General features: G+C 54.7%; 11 protein-coding genes, 6 tRNA genes and 3 rRNA genes. 3 read left to right on the top strand and 17 right to left on the bottom strand.

Going from position 1 to position 16,376, the window contains the following annotated elements:
- Nucleotides 1-2: 2 nt before the first annotated feature.
- From secE to tyrS, 15 genes are all read right to left on the bottom strand, one after another.
- Nucleotides 3-371 carry a preprotein translocase subunit SecE gene (gene secE / locus KJY40_RS27325; RefSeq protein WP_007957600.1) on the bottom strand — a complete coding sequence of 123 codons (369 nt, stop codon included), beginning with the start codon at nt 369-371 and terminating at the stop codon, nt 3-5.
- Between the two features lie 45 nt (nt 372-416).
- Nucleotides 417-492 (bottom strand) — tRNA-Trp (locus tag KJY40_RS27330).
- A gap of 53 nt (nt 493-545) precedes the next feature.
- A complete protein-coding gene (gene tuf, locus KJY40_RS27335) occupies nt 546-1,739 on the bottom strand; it encodes an elongation factor Tu (RefSeq protein WP_064382246.1) in 1,194 nt (397 codons plus the stop codon).
- Between the two features lie 85 nt (nt 1,740-1,824).
- Nucleotides 1,825-1,900 (bottom strand) — tRNA-Thr (locus KJY40_RS27340).
- A 26-nt stretch (nt 1,901-1,926) separates the two neighbouring features.
- A tRNA-Gly gene (locus KJY40_RS27345) sits at nt 1,927-2,000 on the bottom strand.
- Between the two features lie 25 nt (nt 2,001-2,025).
- Nucleotides 2,026-2,110, bottom strand: a tRNA-Tyr gene (locus KJY40_RS27350).
- A gap of 143 nt (nt 2,111-2,253) precedes the next feature.
- A complete protein-coding gene (locus tag KJY40_RS27355; protein ID WP_230733809.1) occupies nt 2,254-2,694 on the bottom strand; it encodes a hypothetical protein in 441 nt (146 codons plus the stop codon).
- Between the two features lie 7 nt (nt 2,695-2,701).
- Complete coding sequence (locus tag KJY40_RS27360; RefSeq protein ID WP_230733810.1) at nt 2,702-3,451, bottom strand: pantothenate kinase; 750 nt, start codon at nt 3,449-3,451, stop codon at nt 2,702-2,704.
- Nucleotides 3,441-4,394, bottom strand: a complete 954-nt coding sequence (gene birA / locus KJY40_RS27365; protein WP_230733811.1) for a bifunctional biotin--[acetyl-CoA-carboxylase] ligase/biotin operon repressor BirA — start codon at nt 4,392-4,394, stop codon at nt 3,441-3,443. The genes KJY40_RS27360 and birA overlap by 11 nt, the downstream gene beginning before the upstream one ends.
- Nucleotides 4,395-4,526: 132 nt before the next feature.
- Nucleotides 4,527-4,642, bottom strand: a 5S ribosomal RNA gene (gene rrf / locus KJY40_RS27370).
- A 151-nt stretch (nt 4,643-4,793) separates the two neighbouring features.
- A 23S ribosomal RNA gene (locus KJY40_RS27375) occupies nt 4,794-7,684 on the bottom strand.
- A 244-nt stretch (nt 7,685-7,928) separates the two neighbouring features.
- Nucleotides 7,929-8,004, bottom strand: a tRNA-Ala gene (locus KJY40_RS27380).
- 30 nt (nt 8,005-8,034) lie between these two features.
- Nucleotides 8,035-8,111 (bottom strand) — tRNA-Ile (locus tag KJY40_RS27385).
- Nucleotides 8,112-8,192: 81 nt separating this feature from the next.
- Nucleotides 8,193-9,729, bottom strand: a 16S ribosomal RNA gene (locus KJY40_RS27390).
- The 16S, 23S and 5S rRNA genes sit together here with 2 tRNA genes alongside, the layout of an rRNA operon.
- 496 nt (nt 9,730-10,225) lie before the next feature.
- The gene (gene tyrS, locus KJY40_RS27395; protein ID WP_230733812.1) at nt 10,226-11,425 is read right to left on the bottom strand and encodes a tyrosine--tRNA ligase; all 1,200 of its coding nucleotides are present in this window, start codon (nt 11,423-11,425) and stop codon (nt 10,226-10,228) included.
- Between the two features lie 210 nt (nt 11,426-11,635).
- Here tyrS and KJY40_RS27400 point away from each other — a divergent pair, with 210 nt between their 5' ends.
- Both KJY40_RS27400 and KJY40_RS27405 read left to right on the top strand, forming a co-directional pair.
- Nucleotides 11,636-13,060 (top strand): peptidoglycan DD-metalloendopeptidase family protein, encoded by a 1,425-nt coding sequence (locus KJY40_RS27400; protein WP_207984110.1) that lies wholly within the window; start codon nt 11,636-11,638, stop codon nt 13,058-13,060.
- 3 nt (nt 13,061-13,063) lie between these two features.
- On the top strand, nt 13,064-14,155 hold the full coding sequence (locus KJY40_RS27405; protein WP_230733815.1) for an anhydro-N-acetylmuramic acid kinase: 1,092 nt from the start codon (nt 13,064-13,066) through the stop codon (nt 14,153-14,155).
- A gap of 72 nt (nt 14,156-14,227) precedes the next feature.
- On the opposite strand, the gene erpA is transcribed toward KJY40_RS27405, so the two are convergent.
- Together erpA and argC are read right to left on the bottom strand one after the other, a co-directional pair.
- Nucleotides 14,228-14,578, bottom strand: a complete 351-nt coding sequence (erpA, locus tag KJY40_RS27410; protein ID WP_003228776.1) for an iron-sulfur cluster insertion protein ErpA — start codon at nt 14,576-14,578, stop codon at nt 14,228-14,230.
- 168 nt (nt 14,579-14,746) lie between these two features.
- Nucleotides 14,747-15,781 (bottom strand): N-acetyl-gamma-glutamyl-phosphate reductase, encoded by a 1,035-nt coding sequence (gene argC, locus KJY40_RS27415; protein ID WP_230733817.1) that lies wholly within the window; start codon nt 15,779-15,781, stop codon nt 14,747-14,749.
- 135 nt (nt 15,782-15,916) lie between these two features.
- Between argC and hemJ the strand changes: the two genes are divergently transcribed.
- On the top strand, nt 15,917-16,345 hold the full coding sequence (gene hemJ / locus KJY40_RS27420) for a protoporphyrinogen oxidase HemJ (protein WP_085688426.1): 429 nt from the start codon (nt 15,917-15,919) through the stop codon (nt 16,343-16,345).
- Nucleotides 16,346-16,376: the final 31 nt, after the last annotated feature.

A 16,376-nucleotide genomic window follows, 5' to 3' on the forward strand; every position in this document is an offset into this window, starting at 1 on the left:
CCTTAGCCGACAATCAAGGAAACAAGCCAGCCGAGCAGGGAATCAAGCCCCCACAACAGCAACGCCATAACCAGGACAACAGCCACAACAATCAGCGTGGTCTGCGTGGTTTCTTGGCGAGTTGGCCATACGACTTTACGAATCTCGGTGCGAGCTTCCTTAACCAGTACAAAGAAAGACTTGCCCTTGGCAGTCTGCAGGCCTACAAAGGCAGCTACAGCAGCAATAACAAGCAATGCGAGTACACGGTACAGGATCGGCGAAGCAGCGTAATACTGATTGCCGACAACGCCAACAATTACCAAAGCGACTACGACGAGCCACTTGAGCAAATCGAAGCGAGAGCCTTGAGCTTCAGCTTTAGGAGTCATCTATGAAGATCCTGTGAAAAGAAAGCCAGATACACCGAGTGAATCTGGCAGGTCAGGAGGGAATCGAACCCCCAACCTACGGTTTTGGAGACCGTCGCTCTGCCAATTGAGCTACTGACCTAAAACAAAATCAGGCCGACCATTATGCCGGCCTGAAAAAGACATTACAACTGTTTACTCGATGATCTTGGCTACGACGCCAGCACCAACGGTACGACCACCTTCACGGATTGCGAAACGCAGACCGTCTTCCATCGCGATGGTTTTGATCAGTGTAACAGTCATCTGAATGTTGTCACCCGGCATTACCATTTCAACGCCTTCTGGCAGCTCGCAGTTACCAGTCACGTCAGTAGTACGGAAGTAGAACTGTGGACGGTAGCCTTTGAAGAACGGAGTGTGACGGCCGCCTTCTTCCTTGCTCAGAACGTAAACTTCTGCGGTGAACTTGGTGTGCGGCTTAACCGAACCCGGCTTGACCAGAACCTGACCACGCTCAACGTCGTCACGCTTGGTGCCACGCAGCAGAACGCCGCAGTTCTCGCCAGCACGACCTTCGTCCAGCAGCTTGCGGAACATCTCAACACCGGTGCAGGTGGTGGTGGCGGTGTCACGCAGACCAACGATTTCCAGGGCGTCTTGAACGCGAACGATACCGCGCTCGATACGACCGGTCACAACAGTACCGCGACCCGAGATCGAGAACACGTCTTCGATTGGCATCAGGAATGGCTTGTCGATAGCACGCTCTGGCTCTGGGATGTAGCTGTCCAGAGTTTCCACCAGCTTCTTGACAGCGGTGGTGCCCATTTCGTTGTCGTCTTTGCCTTCCAGCGCCATACGAGCCGAACCGATGATGATCGGAGTGTCGTCGCCTGGGAAGTCATAGGTGGACAGCAGGTCGCGAACTTCCATCTCAACCAGTTCCAGCAGCTCAGCGTCGTCTACCAGGTCAGCCTTGTTCAGGAAAACCACGATGTAAGGAACGCCTACCTGACGGGACAGCAGGATGTGCTCACGGGTTTGTGGCATCGGACCATCAGCGGCCGAGCAAACCAGGATCGCGCCGTCCATCTGCGCAGCACCAGTGATCATGTTCTTCACATAGTCAGCGTGACCTGGGCAGTCAACGTGAGCGTAGTGACGAATGTTCGAGTTGTACTCAACGTGCGCGGTGTTGATGGTGATACCGCGAGCTTTTTCTTCTGGAGCGCTGTCGATCTTGTCGAATTCAACTACGGCCGAACCGAAAACTTCGGAGCAGACGCGAGTCAGAGCAGCGGTCAGCGTGGTCTTACCGTGGTCTACGTGACCGATGGTGCCAACGTTGACGTGCGGCAGGGAACGATCAAATTTTTCCTTAGCCATCGATATCACCCCTAACAGAAGAAATTGAGCAAACAACACAAGCCATTAAAACAAAGGCAGATATTTTCATATCTGCCTTGTTATATGGAGCTCTTGAGCGGATTTGAACCGCTGACCTCACCCTTACCAAGGGTGTGCTCTACCAACTGAGCTACAAGAGCGTAACACTTTGCACAACCTGCAAACTTGGAGCGGGTAGCGGGAATCGAACCCGCATCATCAGCTTGGAAGGCTGAGGTTCTACCACTAAACTATACCCGCGGAGCCTGCAGCTCACGCTAAAATCTGGTGGAGGGAGAAGGATTCGAACCTTCGAAGTCGTAGACGTCAGATTTACAGTCTGATCCCTTTGGCCGCTCGGGAACCCCTCCTAATCAGGCCGGCATTCTATACTATGCCGAACCCCTGTCAAGCATTTTCTCATTTAAAAACCTGAGGTTAGCTGCATTGACACCACCCCGCCGCTGCTACCTTTTCAGGTCTTCGCTGTGGAGCGGGCGCCATTCTATGCAAACTATTCAGTAGGTGCAACCCCCTCGCACAGCATTATTTTATGTTTTAACTCATTGAATTCCTTGGAAAGGTTTTGTAGCTGAGCATCACCCAGCAAACGCTGGGTTTCGGGCGTAATCTGGAACCAATATGAGCCGCCGGAAGACTCTTTTGACGAAGGAAGAGCTTTTGCTCCAAGCTCCGTCAAACGCTGCTCCAACGCCTGAGCGGACTCGGGGCGCGCCAAACCACCTACATAAAGGCACTGCCCATCAGACTTTCCCCCAGTCTTTTTTTCACGGGAAGCGTCACCACCAGCCTCACTCAACAGGCGAATATCCTGTTGCGAGCCACGATAAAGACTGAGCGGCGTGACATCCTTTGCGCGTAGCGGGGCCTCCTGCTGATGCCAGACGTAATAAAACACATTGAGTACCAAAAGCAGAAGGAACAACCAACGCATACAAACCTCAGGACAAAGGACACGCCATAGCCAAACCCACGAACACCAAATCGGAAACAACCCGAGCCGCAGGCGCGATATCCGAGACCAGCTCTGCATCTCCGCCCGTAATGAAGACACTGTAGTCATTCCCCCAGTAGGAACGCGCCATCTCCAACTGCGTCAACACGAACCCCCTGAGCATCAACGAACACCCACGCTCTACCGCCTCAGCTGTGTTGCGCCCCGGAGCCTGGCTCGTCAATGCCCGCTCCGCCGCGAGATCTCCGTAGCGAATTTTTCGAGTATGGGTACGCAGCTGATTACGCATTAGCGGCATGCCGGGACAAATGAAGCCTCCCAGATGCTCACCGTCCGCAGAGATAAAATCGGCGGTCACTGCTGTCCCGAAATCAAGAACCAGACAAGCCCCTTTAGCCAGGTGAAAACCACCAAGCATCGCCAGCCAGCGATCGAGACCAAGGCGCTCATAGTCGTCGTAACCATTCTTTACGCCGGAAATCTCGCGAGCGGGCGCAGCACAGACAACGGAAACGCCGAACTCATGCTTGAGCAAGCCAATCAGCAAGCTAGTCTCATCTTCAGTTCTTACACTGACAAGGCGGCATCTATCGAGAGACACGTTCTTAAGCGATCGAAGACCGTCAACTAATGCCCCATCAGAGTCGACCACACCTTCCGCGATCAATCCGCCCGCCTCAACGCGCAGCACACGCCACTTGATAAAGCTGTTTCCACAATCGAGCTCAAGAATCATCACGCAACCTCAAGCTGAGCTCACCACCACTAAAGACCTTTTCCACACCATCTACCTTCAGCCGAAGCGCGCCTTGATTATCGATCCCCAGCACTACACCATCTACCTGATTGACACCCGCAGTGAGAGAAACCGGCCGTCCTTGCCACAAGTGGTTCGCCTCCCATTCCGCCTGAAGCGCGGAGAAACCGACTGATTGGTGACGCTGCAAATAGACTTGTAGCTGCTTACTCAGCTCAACTGCCAGAAAATTGCGATCGCAAGCTTTTCCCGACTCAAGACGCATTGAAGTCCACTGCTGATCGACCTCATCCGCAGCTTGCATATTCACATTAATGCCTATGCCTAACACTACGTGACACACGTCGGCGGGATCCCCAACCAGCTCCAACAGGATCCCGGCAATTTTTTTTTGTCCGACCAACACATCATTGGGCCATTTCAGCCCTGCGCCTGCCGCCCCAAGCGCACGCAGGGCCTGCATAACCGCCAAACCGACAACGAGACTCAGCCCTTCAAGCTGGCGCATCCCTCCATCGATACGCAACACGAGGCTGTAATAAAGGTTTTCGGCAAATGGACTCACCCATTTACGCCCTCTGCGTCCGCGCCCGGAACTCTGCCGCTCTGCCAGTATAAGAAAGGGGGCCACCCGACCTCGATCTACCGCGCGCAACGCTTCAGCATTAGTAGAGTCGATGGAATCGAAGACACTGACAGTCCAGCCAGCAAGACTTTCCTCTATCTTGAGTGAGTCCAGCAGCGTCAGCGGCGAGGCCAACTGATAGCCCCGCCCTCGAACTTTATGTATGGATAACCCAAGCTCTGCTTCCAGGTGCTGAAGTTGCTTCCACACCGCACTTCGACTGATTCCCAGGGCAACACCCAGAGCCTGACCGGAATGGAATCGACCATCCTTCAGAAGGTTCAACAACGTCAGCATGCAGGTCTCGCCTCAGAATGAGGCCCGAATAATAGCCATGCACCGGGCCGTTGCATAGAATTCATACAATCCACTTTCCTGCGGACAAAACAAAACCCCAACTGCTTTCGCAATTGGGGTTTCGGAATTTAATCTTGACGATGACCTACTCTCACATGGGGAAACCCCACACTACCATCGGCGATGCATCGTTTCACTTCTGAGTTCGGGATGGGATCAGGTGGTTCCAACGCTCTATGGTCGTCAAGAAATTCGGGTACTGAGTCGTGGCCAGATGGCCTCGCTTCAGCAAATTGGGTATGTGACAGCTTTCGGTGTTTTGTGAGCGTCGAACTTTCGGTTCATTGCGTCTTCACACACCGCAATCTGGCCTTTCGACTCAAATTGCTTGGGTGTTATATGGTCAAGCCTCACGGGCAATTAGTATTGGTTAGCTCAACGCCTCACAGCGCTTACACACCCAACCTATCAACGTCGTAGTCTTCGACGGCCCTTCAGGGAACTCAAGGTTCCAGTGAGATCTCATCTTGAGGCAAGTTTCCCGCTTAGATGCTTTCAGCGGTTATCTTTCCCGAACATAGCTACCCGGCAATGCCACTGGCGTGACAACCGGAACACCAGAGGTTCGTCCACTCCGGTCCTCTCGTACTAGGAGCAGCCCCTCTCAAATCTCAAACGTCCACGGCAGATAGGGACCGAACTGTCTCACGACGTTCTAAACCCAGCTCGCGTACCACTTTAAATGGCGAACAGCCATACCCTTGGGACCGGCTTCAGCCCCAGGATGTGATGAGCCGACATCGAGGTGCCAAACACCGCCGTCGATATGAACTCTTGGGCGGTATCAGCCTGTTATCCCCGGAGTACCTTTTATCCGTTGAGCGATGGCCCTTCCATACAGAACCACCGGATCACTAAGACCTACTTTCGTACCTGCTCGACGTGTCTGTCTCGCAGTCAAGCGCGCTTTTGCCTTTATACTCTACGACCGATTTCCGACCGGTCTGAGCGCACCTTCGTACTCCTCCGTTACTCTTTAGGAGGAGACCGCCCCAGTCAAACTACCCACCATACACTGTCCTCGATCCGGATAACGGACCTGAGTTAGAACCTCAAAGTTGCCAGGGTGGTATTTCAAGGATGGCTCCACGCGAACTGGCGTCCACGCTTCAAAGCCTCCCACCTATCCTACACAAGCAAATTCAAAGTCCAGTGCAAAGCTATAGTAAAGGTTCACGGGGTCTTTCCGTCTAGCCGCGGATACACTGCATCTTCACAGCGATTTCAATTTCACTGAGTCTCGGGTGGAGACAGCGCCGCCATCGTTACGCCATTCGTGCAGGTCGGAACTTACCCGACAAGGAATTTCGCTACCTTAGGACCGTTATAGTTACGGCCGCCGTTTACCGGGGCTTCGATCAAGAGCTTCGCGTTAGCTAACCCCATCAATTAACCTTCCGGCACCGGGCAGGCGTCACACCCTATACGTCCACTTTCGTGTTTGCAGAGTGCTGTGTTTTTAATAAACAGTCGCAGCGGCCTGGTATCTTCGACCGGCGTGAGCTTACGCAGCAAGTGCTTCACCCTCACCGGCGCACCTTCTCCCGAAGTTACGGTGCCATTTTGCCTAGTTCCTTCACCCGAGTTCTCTCAAGCGCCTTGGTATTCTCTACCCAACCACCTGTGTCGGTTTGGGGTACGGTTCCTGGTTATCTGAAGCTTAGAAGCTTTTCTTGGAAGCATGGCATCAACCACTTCGTCGCCTAAAGGCAACTCGTCATCAGCTCTCGGCCTTAGAATCCCGGATTTACCTAAGATTCCAGCCTACCACCTTAAACTTGGACAACCAACGCCAAGCTGGCCTAGCCTTCTCCGTCCCTCCATCGCAATAACCAGAAGTACAGGAATATTAACCTGTTTTCCATCGACTACGCTTTTCAGCCTCGCCTTAGGGACCGACTAACCCTGCGTCGATTAACGTTGCGCAGGAAACCTTGGTCTTTCGGCGTGGGTGTTTTTCACACCCATTGTCGTTACTCATGTCAGCATTCGCACTTCTGATACCTCCAGCAAGCTTCTCAACTCACCTTCACAGGCTTACAGAACGCTCCTCTACCGCATCACTTACGTGATACCCGTAGCTTCGGTGTATGGTTTGAGCCCCGTTACATCTTCCGCGCAGGCCGACTCGACTAGTGAGCTATTACGCTTTCTTTAAAGGGTGGCTGCTTCTAAGCCAACCTCCTAGCTGTCTAAGCCTTCCCACATCGTTTCCCACTTAACCATAACTTTGGGACCTTAGCTGACGGTCTGGGTTGTTTCCCTTTTCACGACGGACGTTAGCACCCGCCGTGTGTCTCCCATGCTCGGCACTTGTAGGTATTCGGAGTTTGCATCGGTTTGGTAAGTCGGGATGACCCCCTAGCCGAAACAGTGCTCTACCCCCTACAGTGATACATGAGGCGCTACCTAAATAGCTTTCGAGGAGAACCAGCTATCTCCGAGCTTGATTAGCCTTTCACTCCGATCCACAGGTCATCCGCTAACTTTTCAACGGTAGTCGGTTCGGTCCTCCAGTCAGTGTTACCTAACCTTCAACCTGCCCATGGATAGATCGCCCGGTTTCGGGTCTATTCCCAGCGACTAGACGCCCTATTAAGACTCGCTTTCGCTACGCCTCCCCTATTCGGTTAAGCTCGCCACTGAAAATAAGTCGCTGACCCATTATACAAAAGGTACGCAGTCACAGAACAAAGTCTGCTCCCACTGCTTGTACGCATACGGTTTCAGGATCTATTTCACTCCCCTCTCCGGGGTTCTTTTCGCCTTTCCCTCACGGTACTAGTTCACTATCGGTCAGTCAGTAGTATTTAGCCTTGGAGGATGGTCCCCCCATATTCAGACAAAGTTTCTCGTGCTCCGTCCTACTCGATTTCATGACTAAGAGATTTTCGCGTACAGGGCTATCACCCACTATGGCCGCACTTTCCAGAGCGTTCCGCTAATCTCAAAGCCACTTAAGGGCTAGTCCCCGTTCGCTCGCCACTACTAAGGGAATCTCGGTTGATTTCTTTTCCTCAGGGTACTTAGATGTTTCAGTTCCCCTGGTTCGCCTCTTGCACCTATGTATTCAGTACAAGATAACCATCTTGTGATGGCTGGGTTCCCCCATTCAGACATCTCCGGATCAAAGTCTGTTTGCCGACTCCCCGAAGCTTTTCGCAGGCTACCACGTCTTTCATCGCCTCTGACTGCCAAGGCATCCACCGTATGCGCTTCTTCACTTGACCATATAACCCCAAGCAATCTGGTTATACTGTGAAGACGACATTCGCCGAAAATTCGAATTTCTCAATTAAGAGAACTCACAAATTTTACCTTAGCCTGATCACCACCAGTGAAAGTGGATCTCAGTCTATCTTTCTATCACATACCCAAATTTTTAAAGAACGAACCAGTCAAAGACTAGAAATCAACATTCACCATCACAGCGATGGAATGCTCATTTCTAAGCTCTTACTTCAGAAGCAGTAGTGGTGGAGCCAAGCGGGATCGAACCGCTGACCTCCTGCGTGCAAGGCAGGCGCTCTCCCAGCTGAGCTATGGCCCCGTATTTCTACAGGCGTTTCCCACACAAAATTGGTGGGTCTGGGCAGATTCGAACTGCCGACCTCACCCTTATCAGGGGTGCGCTCTAACCAACTGAGCTACAGACCCAATTTCGGGCTGCTTCTTTCGTCTTCTTCAATGAATCAAGCAATTCGTGTGGGAACTTATGGAGCAGCTGATGTCGTCGATTAAGGAGGTGATCCAGCCGCAGGTTCCCCTACGGCTACCTTGTTACGACTTCACCCCAGTCATGAATCACACCGTGGTAACCGTCCTCCCGAAGGTTAGACTAGCTACTTCTGGTGCAACCCACTCCCATGGTGTGACGGGCGGTGTGTACAAGGCCCGGGAACGTATTCACCGCGACATTCTGATTCGCGATTACTAGCGATTCCGACTTCACGCAGTCGAGTTGCAGACTGCGATCCGGACTACGATCGGTTTTATGGGATTAGCTCCACCTCGCGGCTTGGCAACCCTTTGTACCGACCATTGTAGCACGTGTGTAGCCCAGGCCGTAAGGGCCATGATGACTTGACGTCATCCCCACCTTCCTCCGGTTTGTCACCGGCAGTCTCCTTAGAGTGCCCACCATAACGTGCTGGTAACTAAGGACAAGGGTTGCGCTCGTTACGGGACTTAACCCAACATCTCACGACACGAGCTGACGACAGCCATGCAGCACCTGTCTCAATGTTCCCGAAGGCACCAATCCATCTCTGGAAAGTTCATTGGATGTCAAGGCCTGGTAAGGTTCTTCGCGTTGCTTCGAATTAAACCACATGCTCCACCGCTTGTGCGGGCCCCCGTCAATTCATTTGAGTTTTAACCTTGCGGCCGTACTCCCCAGGCGGTCAACTTAATGCGTTAGCTGCGCCACTAAGAGCTCAAGGCTCCCAACGGCTAGTTGACATCGTTTACGGCGTGGACTACCAGGGTATCTAATCCTGTTTGCTCCCCACGCTTTCGCACCTCAGTGTCAGTATCAGTCCAGGTGGTCGCCTTCGCCACTGGTGTTCCTTCCTATATCTACGCATTTCACCGCTACACAGGAAATTCCACCACCCTCTACCATACTCTAGCTCGCCAGTTTTGGATGCAGTTCCCAGGTTGAGCCCGGGGATTTCACATCCAACTTAACGAACCACCTACGCGCGCTTTACGCCCAGTAATTCCGATTAACGCTTGCACCCTCTGTATTACCGCGGCTGCTGGCACAGAGTTAGCCGGTGCTTATTCTGTCGGTAACGTCAAAATTGCAGAGTATTAATCTACAACCCTTCCTCCCAACTTAAAGTGCTTTACAATCCGAAGACCTTCTTCACACACGCGGCATGGCTGGATCAGGCTTTCGCCCATTGTCCAATATTCCCCACTGCTGCCTCCCGTAGGAGTCTGGACCGTGTCTCAGTTCCAGTGTGACTGATCATCCTCTCAGACCAGTTACGGATCGTCGCCTTGGTGAGCCATTACCTCACCAACTAGCTAATCCGACCTAGGCTCATCTGATAGCGCAAGGCCCGAAGGTCCCCTGCTTTCTCCCGTAGGACGTATGCGGTATTAGCGTTCCTTTCGAAACGTTGTCCCCCACTACCAGGCAGATTCCTAGGCATTACTCACCCGTCCGCCGCTGAATCCAGGAGCAAGCTCCCTTCATCCGCTCGACTTGCATGTGTTAGGCCTGCCGCCAGCGTTCAATCTGAGCCATGATCAAACTCTTCAGTTCAAACATCTTTGGGTTTTTAAGAAACCCTAAACTTGGCTCAGCAATCGTTGGTTACATCTTTGATTTCTCGCGGAGTAACTTGTGATGCTGATAATCTTGTTGACTATCAGTCTGACTCCACAAGCACCCACACGAATTGCTTGATTCAGTTGTTAAAGAGCGGTTGGTCAAGATCTTTCGTCTCAACCGAGGCGCGCATTCTACAGCAGCCTCATTTGCTGTCAAGTGATTATTTTCAGAAGCTTTCGAAGATTTCTTCAACAACTTCAACCACTTGCGCTTCCGATCTCTCGTTAGCGGGAGGCGAATTCTACAGCGTTACACGCTGCTGTCAACACCTCTTTTTCAGCCACTTCCAAACCTCGATGCACTGAAGCCCTGCACTGCCGAAACCTACTTAACTCATTGAATCTCAAGGAGTTTTTCATTTCGACTGCGCCGGAAGTGGGGCGAATTATAGACATCTGAAATTCGCCGTCAACCCCTTATTTCAACTTCACTCAGATTTCAGCGTAATCCGCGCAAAAGCCTTCTTGCCAGCCTGACAAACGTGAGTCGCGCCCAGTACGTATATAAAGGAACGATCAACCACCTCACCATCTATACGCACACCACCGGAAGCCAGCAGGTCACGCGCAGCCGCCGAGTTCTTCACCAAGCCCGCCTTATTAAGAACAGCAGCAATCGGCATATCCTCGGCAGCAGTCAGCTCGACCTCTGGCAGATCATCCGGCAGCTCGCCATCCTTCATCCGGTTACCCGCACCACGGTGAGCATTGGCCGCAGCCTCTTCACCGTGGAAGCGCGCAACAATCTCTTCCGCCAGCTTGATCTTGATATCACGCGGATTGGCACCCGCTTCAACATCGGCGCGAAAAGCGTTGATCTCATCCATCGAACGGAAGCTGAGCAACTCGAAGTAGCGCCACATCAGCGCATCGGGAATCGAGACCAGCTTGCTGTACATGACGCCCGGCGCTTCCTGGATACCGACGTAGTTGCCCAGCGACTTGGACATCTTCTTCACGCCATCCAGACCTTCAAGCAACGGCATCGTCAGGATGCACTGCGCCTCCTGACCATAACCACGTTGCAGCTCACGCCCCATCAGCAGGTTGAACTTCTGATCGGTACCACCCAACTCCACATCAGCGCGCAACGCTACAGAGTCATAACCCTGAACCAGCGGATAGAGGAACTCGTGAATGGCGATCGGCTGATTGGTGGTGTAGCGCTTATCGAAGTCGTCACGCTCGAGCATACGAGCGACGGTGTACTGCGAGGTCAGACGAACAAAGTCTGCAGGCCCCATCTGATCCATCCAGGTGGAGTTGAACGCGACTTCGGTTTTCGCCGGATCAAGAATCTTGAACACCTGAGTCTTGTAGGTCTCGGCGTTTTCCAGAACCTGCTCACGAGTCAGCGGAGGGCGAGTGGCGCTCTTGCCGCTAGGATCACCGATCATCCCGGTGAAATCACCAATAAGGAAGATCACCTGATGCCCCAGCTCCTGGAACTGGCGCAGCTTATTAATAAGCACAGTGTGACCAAGGTGCAGATCCGGCGCAGTTGGATCGAAGCCGGCCTTGATTCGCAGCGGCTGGCCACGCTTGAGCTTTTCGATCAGCTCGGACTCGACCAACAGTTCTTCCGCACCACGTTTAATCAGCGCTAGCTGCTCTTCAACCGACTTCATAACAGACCCGCAAGGCTCAGATTCAAAGGGAACCAACCATACAAGATCGCGCACCAAATACAAGGTTTGCCCGGCGCACGGACGCCAATCCACGGAGAGAGCGCCCGCAGACTTGCTTCAGAGATGATTTGGTTATATTTTATACAGTTATTTCATCTTCATCATGTCATTCATCTTTTCCAATTCATCTTTTTCAAAGTCAAATTACTTATGACCACTGAACCGTCTAAAGCGCCACCGCTTTACCCGAAGACCCACCTGCTCGCCGCAAGTGGGATCGCCGCCCTTCTCAGCCTGGCGCTCCTGGTGTTTCCATCCAGTGATGTTGAAGCCAAAAAGACAACGCTGAGCCTTGAACTGGAAAGTCCTGCTGAACAACTGACACAAGATCAAGACGCTGCCGACGCGGCTCAAGCCACAAACGAATCCGTAGCCTCTCCTTTCGCGCAGATCGAAAACAGCGCCGAAGAGACGCAGGAAACCGCTCAGGCCGCACCAGCGCCGACACCGGTAGTTGAAGAAAAGAAGGCTCCAAATCACAGGGAAGTGATCGTCTCCAAGGGCGATACGCTTTCCACACTGTTCGAGAAAGTCGGCCTCCCGGCCGCGGCCGTCCATGAAGTGCTGGCCAGCGATAAACAAGCCAAGCAGTTCAGCCAGCTCAAACACGGCCAGAAACTCGAATTCGAATTGAATCCACAAGGCCAGCTGACCAACCTGCACAGCAAGGTCAGCGACGTTGAAACCATCACCCTGACCAAAAACGACAAGGGTTATGTGTTCAACCGCGTGACTGCCAAACCGACTGTCCGCACTGCTTATGTACACGGCGTGATCAACAGCTCTCTGTCGCAGTCCGCCGCCCGCGCAGGCCTGTCCCACAGCCTGACCATGGACATGGCCAGCGTGTTCGGCTACGACGTCGACTTCGCCCAGGATATCCGCCAAGGCGATGAGTTCGATGTGATCTATGAACAGAAAGTGGTCAACGGCAAAGCCGTTGGCAACGGTCCGATCCTGTCCGCCCGCTTCACCAACCGCGGCAAGACTTACACCGCCGTGCGTTACACCAACAAGCAGGGCAACAGCAGCTACTACACCGCCGATGGCAACAGCATGCGCAAGGCGTTCATCCGTACACCGGTGGACTTCGCCCGCATCAGCTCGAAATTCTCCATGGGCCGCAAACACCCGATCCTCAACAAGATCCGCGCCCACAAAGGCGTCGACTACGCCGCCCCACGGGGTACGCCGATCAAGGCTGCCGGCGACGGCAAAGTGCTGCTGGCCGGCCGTCGCGGCGGTTACGGCAACACCGTGATCATCCAGCACGGCAACACTTACCGTACGCTGTATGGCCACATGCAGGGCTTCGCCAAGGGCGTGAAGACCGGCGGCACCGTCAAACAGGGCCAGGTGATCGGTTATATCGGTACCACCGGCCTGTCCACGGGGCCGCACCTGCACTATGAGTTCCAGGTCAACGGCGTTCACGTCGATCCATTGGGCCAGAAGCTGCCGATGGCCGACCCGATCGCCAAATCCGAACGTGCCCGCTTCCTGGCGCAGAGCCAGCCGCTGATGGCTCGCATGGACCAGGAAAAGGCCACCATGCTGGCTTCGAGCAAACGTTAAGCCATGGCTCTTTATATCGGCGTGATGTCCGGCACCAGTCTCGACGGGCTGGACATCGCCCTGATCGAGCAATCCTCGGCGATCAATCTGGTCGCCACGCACTACATCCCCATGCCAGATACCCTGCGCGCCGAGCTGCTTGGCTTGTGCGCCAGCGGCCCTGACGAAATCGCCCGTTCGGCGATTGCCCAGCAGAACTGGGTGAAGCTCGCCGCGCAGGGGATTCACGCCCTGCTCGAACAGCAACAGCTCAAACCCGAAGCCATTCGCGCGATCGGCAGCCACGGCCAGACCATTCGCCACGAACCCGCACGCGGTTTCACCGTGCAGATCGGCAACCCCGCGCTGCTGACCGAGCTGACCGGCATTACAGTCGTCAGTGACTTCCGCAGCCGCGACGTAGCCGCTGGCGGCCAGGGCGCTCCGCTGGTTCCGGCCTTTCATGAAGCGTTATTCGAAGAGCATATCGGCAACCGCGCGGTCTTGAATGTCGGCGGTTTCAGCAATCTCAGTCTGATCGAGCCGAACAAGCCTGTAGCCGGTTTCGACTGCGGGCCGGGGAATGTGCTGATGGATGCCTGGATTCATCAGCAACGGGGCGAGAACTACGACCGCAACGGACAGTGGGCAGCCAGTGGCAAGGTTGAGCCTACCCTGCTGAAAGCCCTGCTCGGCGATCCGTTTTTCGCGACCCAAGGCCCGAAGAGCACCGGCCGCGAAGTCTTCAACCTGCCATGGCTGGAGCAGCAACTGTCGCGCCTGCCAGGTTTCGCCCCCGAACACGTACAGGCAACGCTGCTCGAACTGACCGCGTTGACCATCGTCGAATCGCTGCAAAGCGCTCAATCGAATACCGAAGAACTCCTGGTCTGCGGCGGCGGCGCCCACAACGCCACGCTGATGAAGCGCTTGGCCGACCTGCTACCCAACGCAAAAGTCGCCAGTACCGCGACCCACGGCGTCGATCCGGACTGGGTCGAGGCCATGGCCTTCGCCTGGCTGGCCCACTGCTGTCTGGAAGGGATCGCCGCCAATCGCCCGAGCGTCACCGGCGCCAGAGGCCTGCGCGTACTCGGCGCCATCTACCCCAACTGACAAATCGCAGATAACAAAACGCCGCAGAACCGTGAGGTTCTGCGGCGTTTTGTTGTGTACGGTGAAGCGCGATCAGATCGAGAACGAGGAGCCGCAACCACACGTGGTGGTGGCATTCGGGTTCTTGATCACGAAACGCGAGCCTTCCAGACCTTCCTGATAATCCACCTCGGCACCCGCCAGGTACTGGAAACTCATCGGATCGACCACCAGACTGACGCCTTCGCGCTCGACGATGGTGTCGTCCTCGGCCACATCTTCATCGAAGGTGAAGCCGTACTGAAACCCAGAACAACCGCCGCCCGTAACGAATACGCGCAGCTTCAAGCGATCATTCCCCTCTTCATCGACCAGGCTCTTCACCTTGTGCGCGGCACCTTGAGTGAATTGCAAAGCCGTGGGGGTGAAGGATTCGACGCTCATGCTGACTATCTCCCGGCGTTACGCCGCCATATTGCGTGATGACGCGCATTATCCGCTTGTCCTAGAAAATCGGTCAACTATTGTTACGGTATATCAATAAAGCCGTTCAACCGACCAGAATGCAAAAAGGCCCGTCAAACGGGCCTTTTTACCAAGCAAGATCAGTCGTTACGGCAGCATGCCCGCGTGGGACAGACCCAGACGTTCATCCAGCCCGAACAGGATGTTCATGTTCTGCACCGCCTGACCCGACGCGCCCTTGACCAGGTTGTCGATCACCGAAAGCACCACCACCAGATCACCATCCTGTGGACGGTGAACCGCGATTCGGCAGACGTTGGCGCCACGCACGCTGCGGGTTTCCGGATGGCTGCCGGCCGGCATCACGTCGACGAACGGCTCATTGGCATAACGTTTCTCGAACAACGCCTGCAGATCCACCGAGCGATCCACGACGGTCGCGTAGAGCGTGGAGTGAATGCCACGGATCATCGGCGTCAGGTGCGGCACGAAAGTCAGACCGACATCCTTGCCTGCGGCACGACGCAGCCCCTGACGAATTTCCGGCAGATGACGGTGACCTTTCACCGCATAGGCCTTCATGCTTTCCGACGTCTCGGAGTACAGCGAGCCTACGGCAGCGCCACGACCGGCGCCACTGACACCGGATTTGCAGTCGGCGATCAGGTGGGCAGCGTCGGCAATGCCCGCCTCAAGCAACGGCAGGAAACCCAGCTGCGTCGCGGTCGGATAGCAACCCGGCACCGCAATCAGACGCGCTTTCCTGATCTGCTCACGATTGACTTCCGGCAAACCGTAAACCGCCTCGTCCAGCAGCTCCGGCGCGCCGTGCGGCTGGCCGTACCACTTGGCCCATTCATCGGCGTCCTGCAGACGGAAGTCTGCCGACAGGTCGATAACCTTGGTGCCGGCCGCCAGCAGTTCGCCGGCCAGTGCGTGGGCAACACCGTGCGGAGTGGCAAAGAACACCACGTCGCAAGCGCCCAGGGTCTTGATGTCCGGCACGCTGAATGCCAGACCGTCGTAGTGACCGCGCAGGTTCGGGTACATATCAGCCACGGCCAGACCGGCCTCGGATCGGGAAGTGATCACTACCACTTCTGCCTGCGGATGCTGTGCCAACAGACGCAGCAGTTCGACACCAGTGTAACCCGTGCCGCCGACGATACCGACCTTGACCATAAACCTGCCCTCAACGAACCCACTGGAAAGCCGTCGATAATAGGGGCCGCGCGCCCCTGCGACAACCGTCAAGGTGACGTGCGGACGCTCAAGCCTCTACTATCCGGCCTACCGTGAATTAGGGAATAACCAAAAATGCTCTATCTGTGGATCAAAGCGCTTCATATCGTCAGCATCGTGTGCTGGTTTGCCGGCCTCTTCTATCTTCCGCGACTGTTCGTTTATCACGCGCAAAGTGAAGACACGATCAGCAAGGAACGCTTCAGCATCATGGAGCGCAAGCTCTATCGCGGCATCATGGGCCCGGCGATGATCGCCGCGCTGATCTTCGGCGGCTGGCTGATCTACCTGAACCCGGGCATCTTCAGCAGCGGTGGCTGGATCCACGCCAAACTGACCCTGGTCGTGCTGTTGATCGGCTATCACCACATGTGCGGCGCGCAGGTAAAACGTTTTGCCCGTGGCGAGAACACCCGCAGCCATGTCTTTTATCGCTGGTTCAATGAAGTGCCGGTTCTGATATTGCTGGCTATCGTAATTCTGGTCGTGGTCAAGCCGTTCTAAATTCAACAAATACAACTTTCCGGGGTACTTC

It is taken from the genome of Pseudomonas fitomaticsae (assembly GCF_021018765.1).
GTDB classification, from domain to species: domain Bacteria; phylum Pseudomonadota; class Gammaproteobacteria; order Pseudomonadales; family Pseudomonadaceae; genus Aquipseudomonas; species Aquipseudomonas fitomaticsae.

Excerpts from the sequence above, each read along its gene's own strand:
- secE (WP_007957600.1), bottom strand. The coding sequence starts at position 371 with ATGACTCCTAAAGCTGAAGCTCAAGGCTCTCGCTTCGATTTGCTCAAG.
- tuf (WP_064382246.1), bottom strand. The coding sequence starts at position 1,739 with ATGGCTAAGGAAAAATTTGATCGTTCCCTGCCGCACGTCAACGTTGGC.
- KJY40_RS27355 (WP_230733809.1), bottom strand. The coding sequence starts at position 2,694 with ATGCGTTGGTTGTTCCTTCTGCTTTTGGTACTCAATGTGTTTTATTAC.
- KJY40_RS27360 (WP_230733810.1), bottom strand. The coding sequence starts at position 3,451 with ATGATTCTTGAGCTCGATTGTGGAAACAGCTTTATCAAGTGGCGTGTG.
- birA (WP_230733811.1), bottom strand. The coding sequence starts at position 4,394 with ATGCTGACGTTGTTGAACCTTCTGAAGGATGGTCGATTCCATTCCGGT.
- tyrS (WP_230733812.1), bottom strand. The coding sequence starts at position 11,425 with ATGAAGTCGGTTGAAGAGCAGCTAGCGCTGATTAAACGTGGTGCGGAA.
- KJY40_RS27400 (WP_207984110.1), top strand. The coding sequence starts at position 11,636 with ATGACCACTGAACCGTCTAAAGCGCCACCGCTTTACCCGAAGACCCAC.
- KJY40_RS27405 (WP_230733815.1), top strand. The coding sequence starts at position 13,064 with ATGGCTCTTTATATCGGCGTGATGTCCGGCACCAGTCTCGACGGGCTG.
- erpA (WP_003228776.1), bottom strand. The coding sequence starts at position 14,578 with ATGAGCGTCGAATCCTTCACCCCCACGGCTTTGCAATTCACTCAAGGT.
- argC (WP_230733817.1), bottom strand. The coding sequence starts at position 15,781 with ATGGTCAAGGTCGGTATCGTCGGCGGCACGGGTTACACTGGTGTCGAA.
- hemJ (WP_085688426.1), top strand. The coding sequence starts at position 15,917 with ATGCTCTATCTGTGGATCAAAGCGCTTCATATCGTCAGCATCGTGTGC.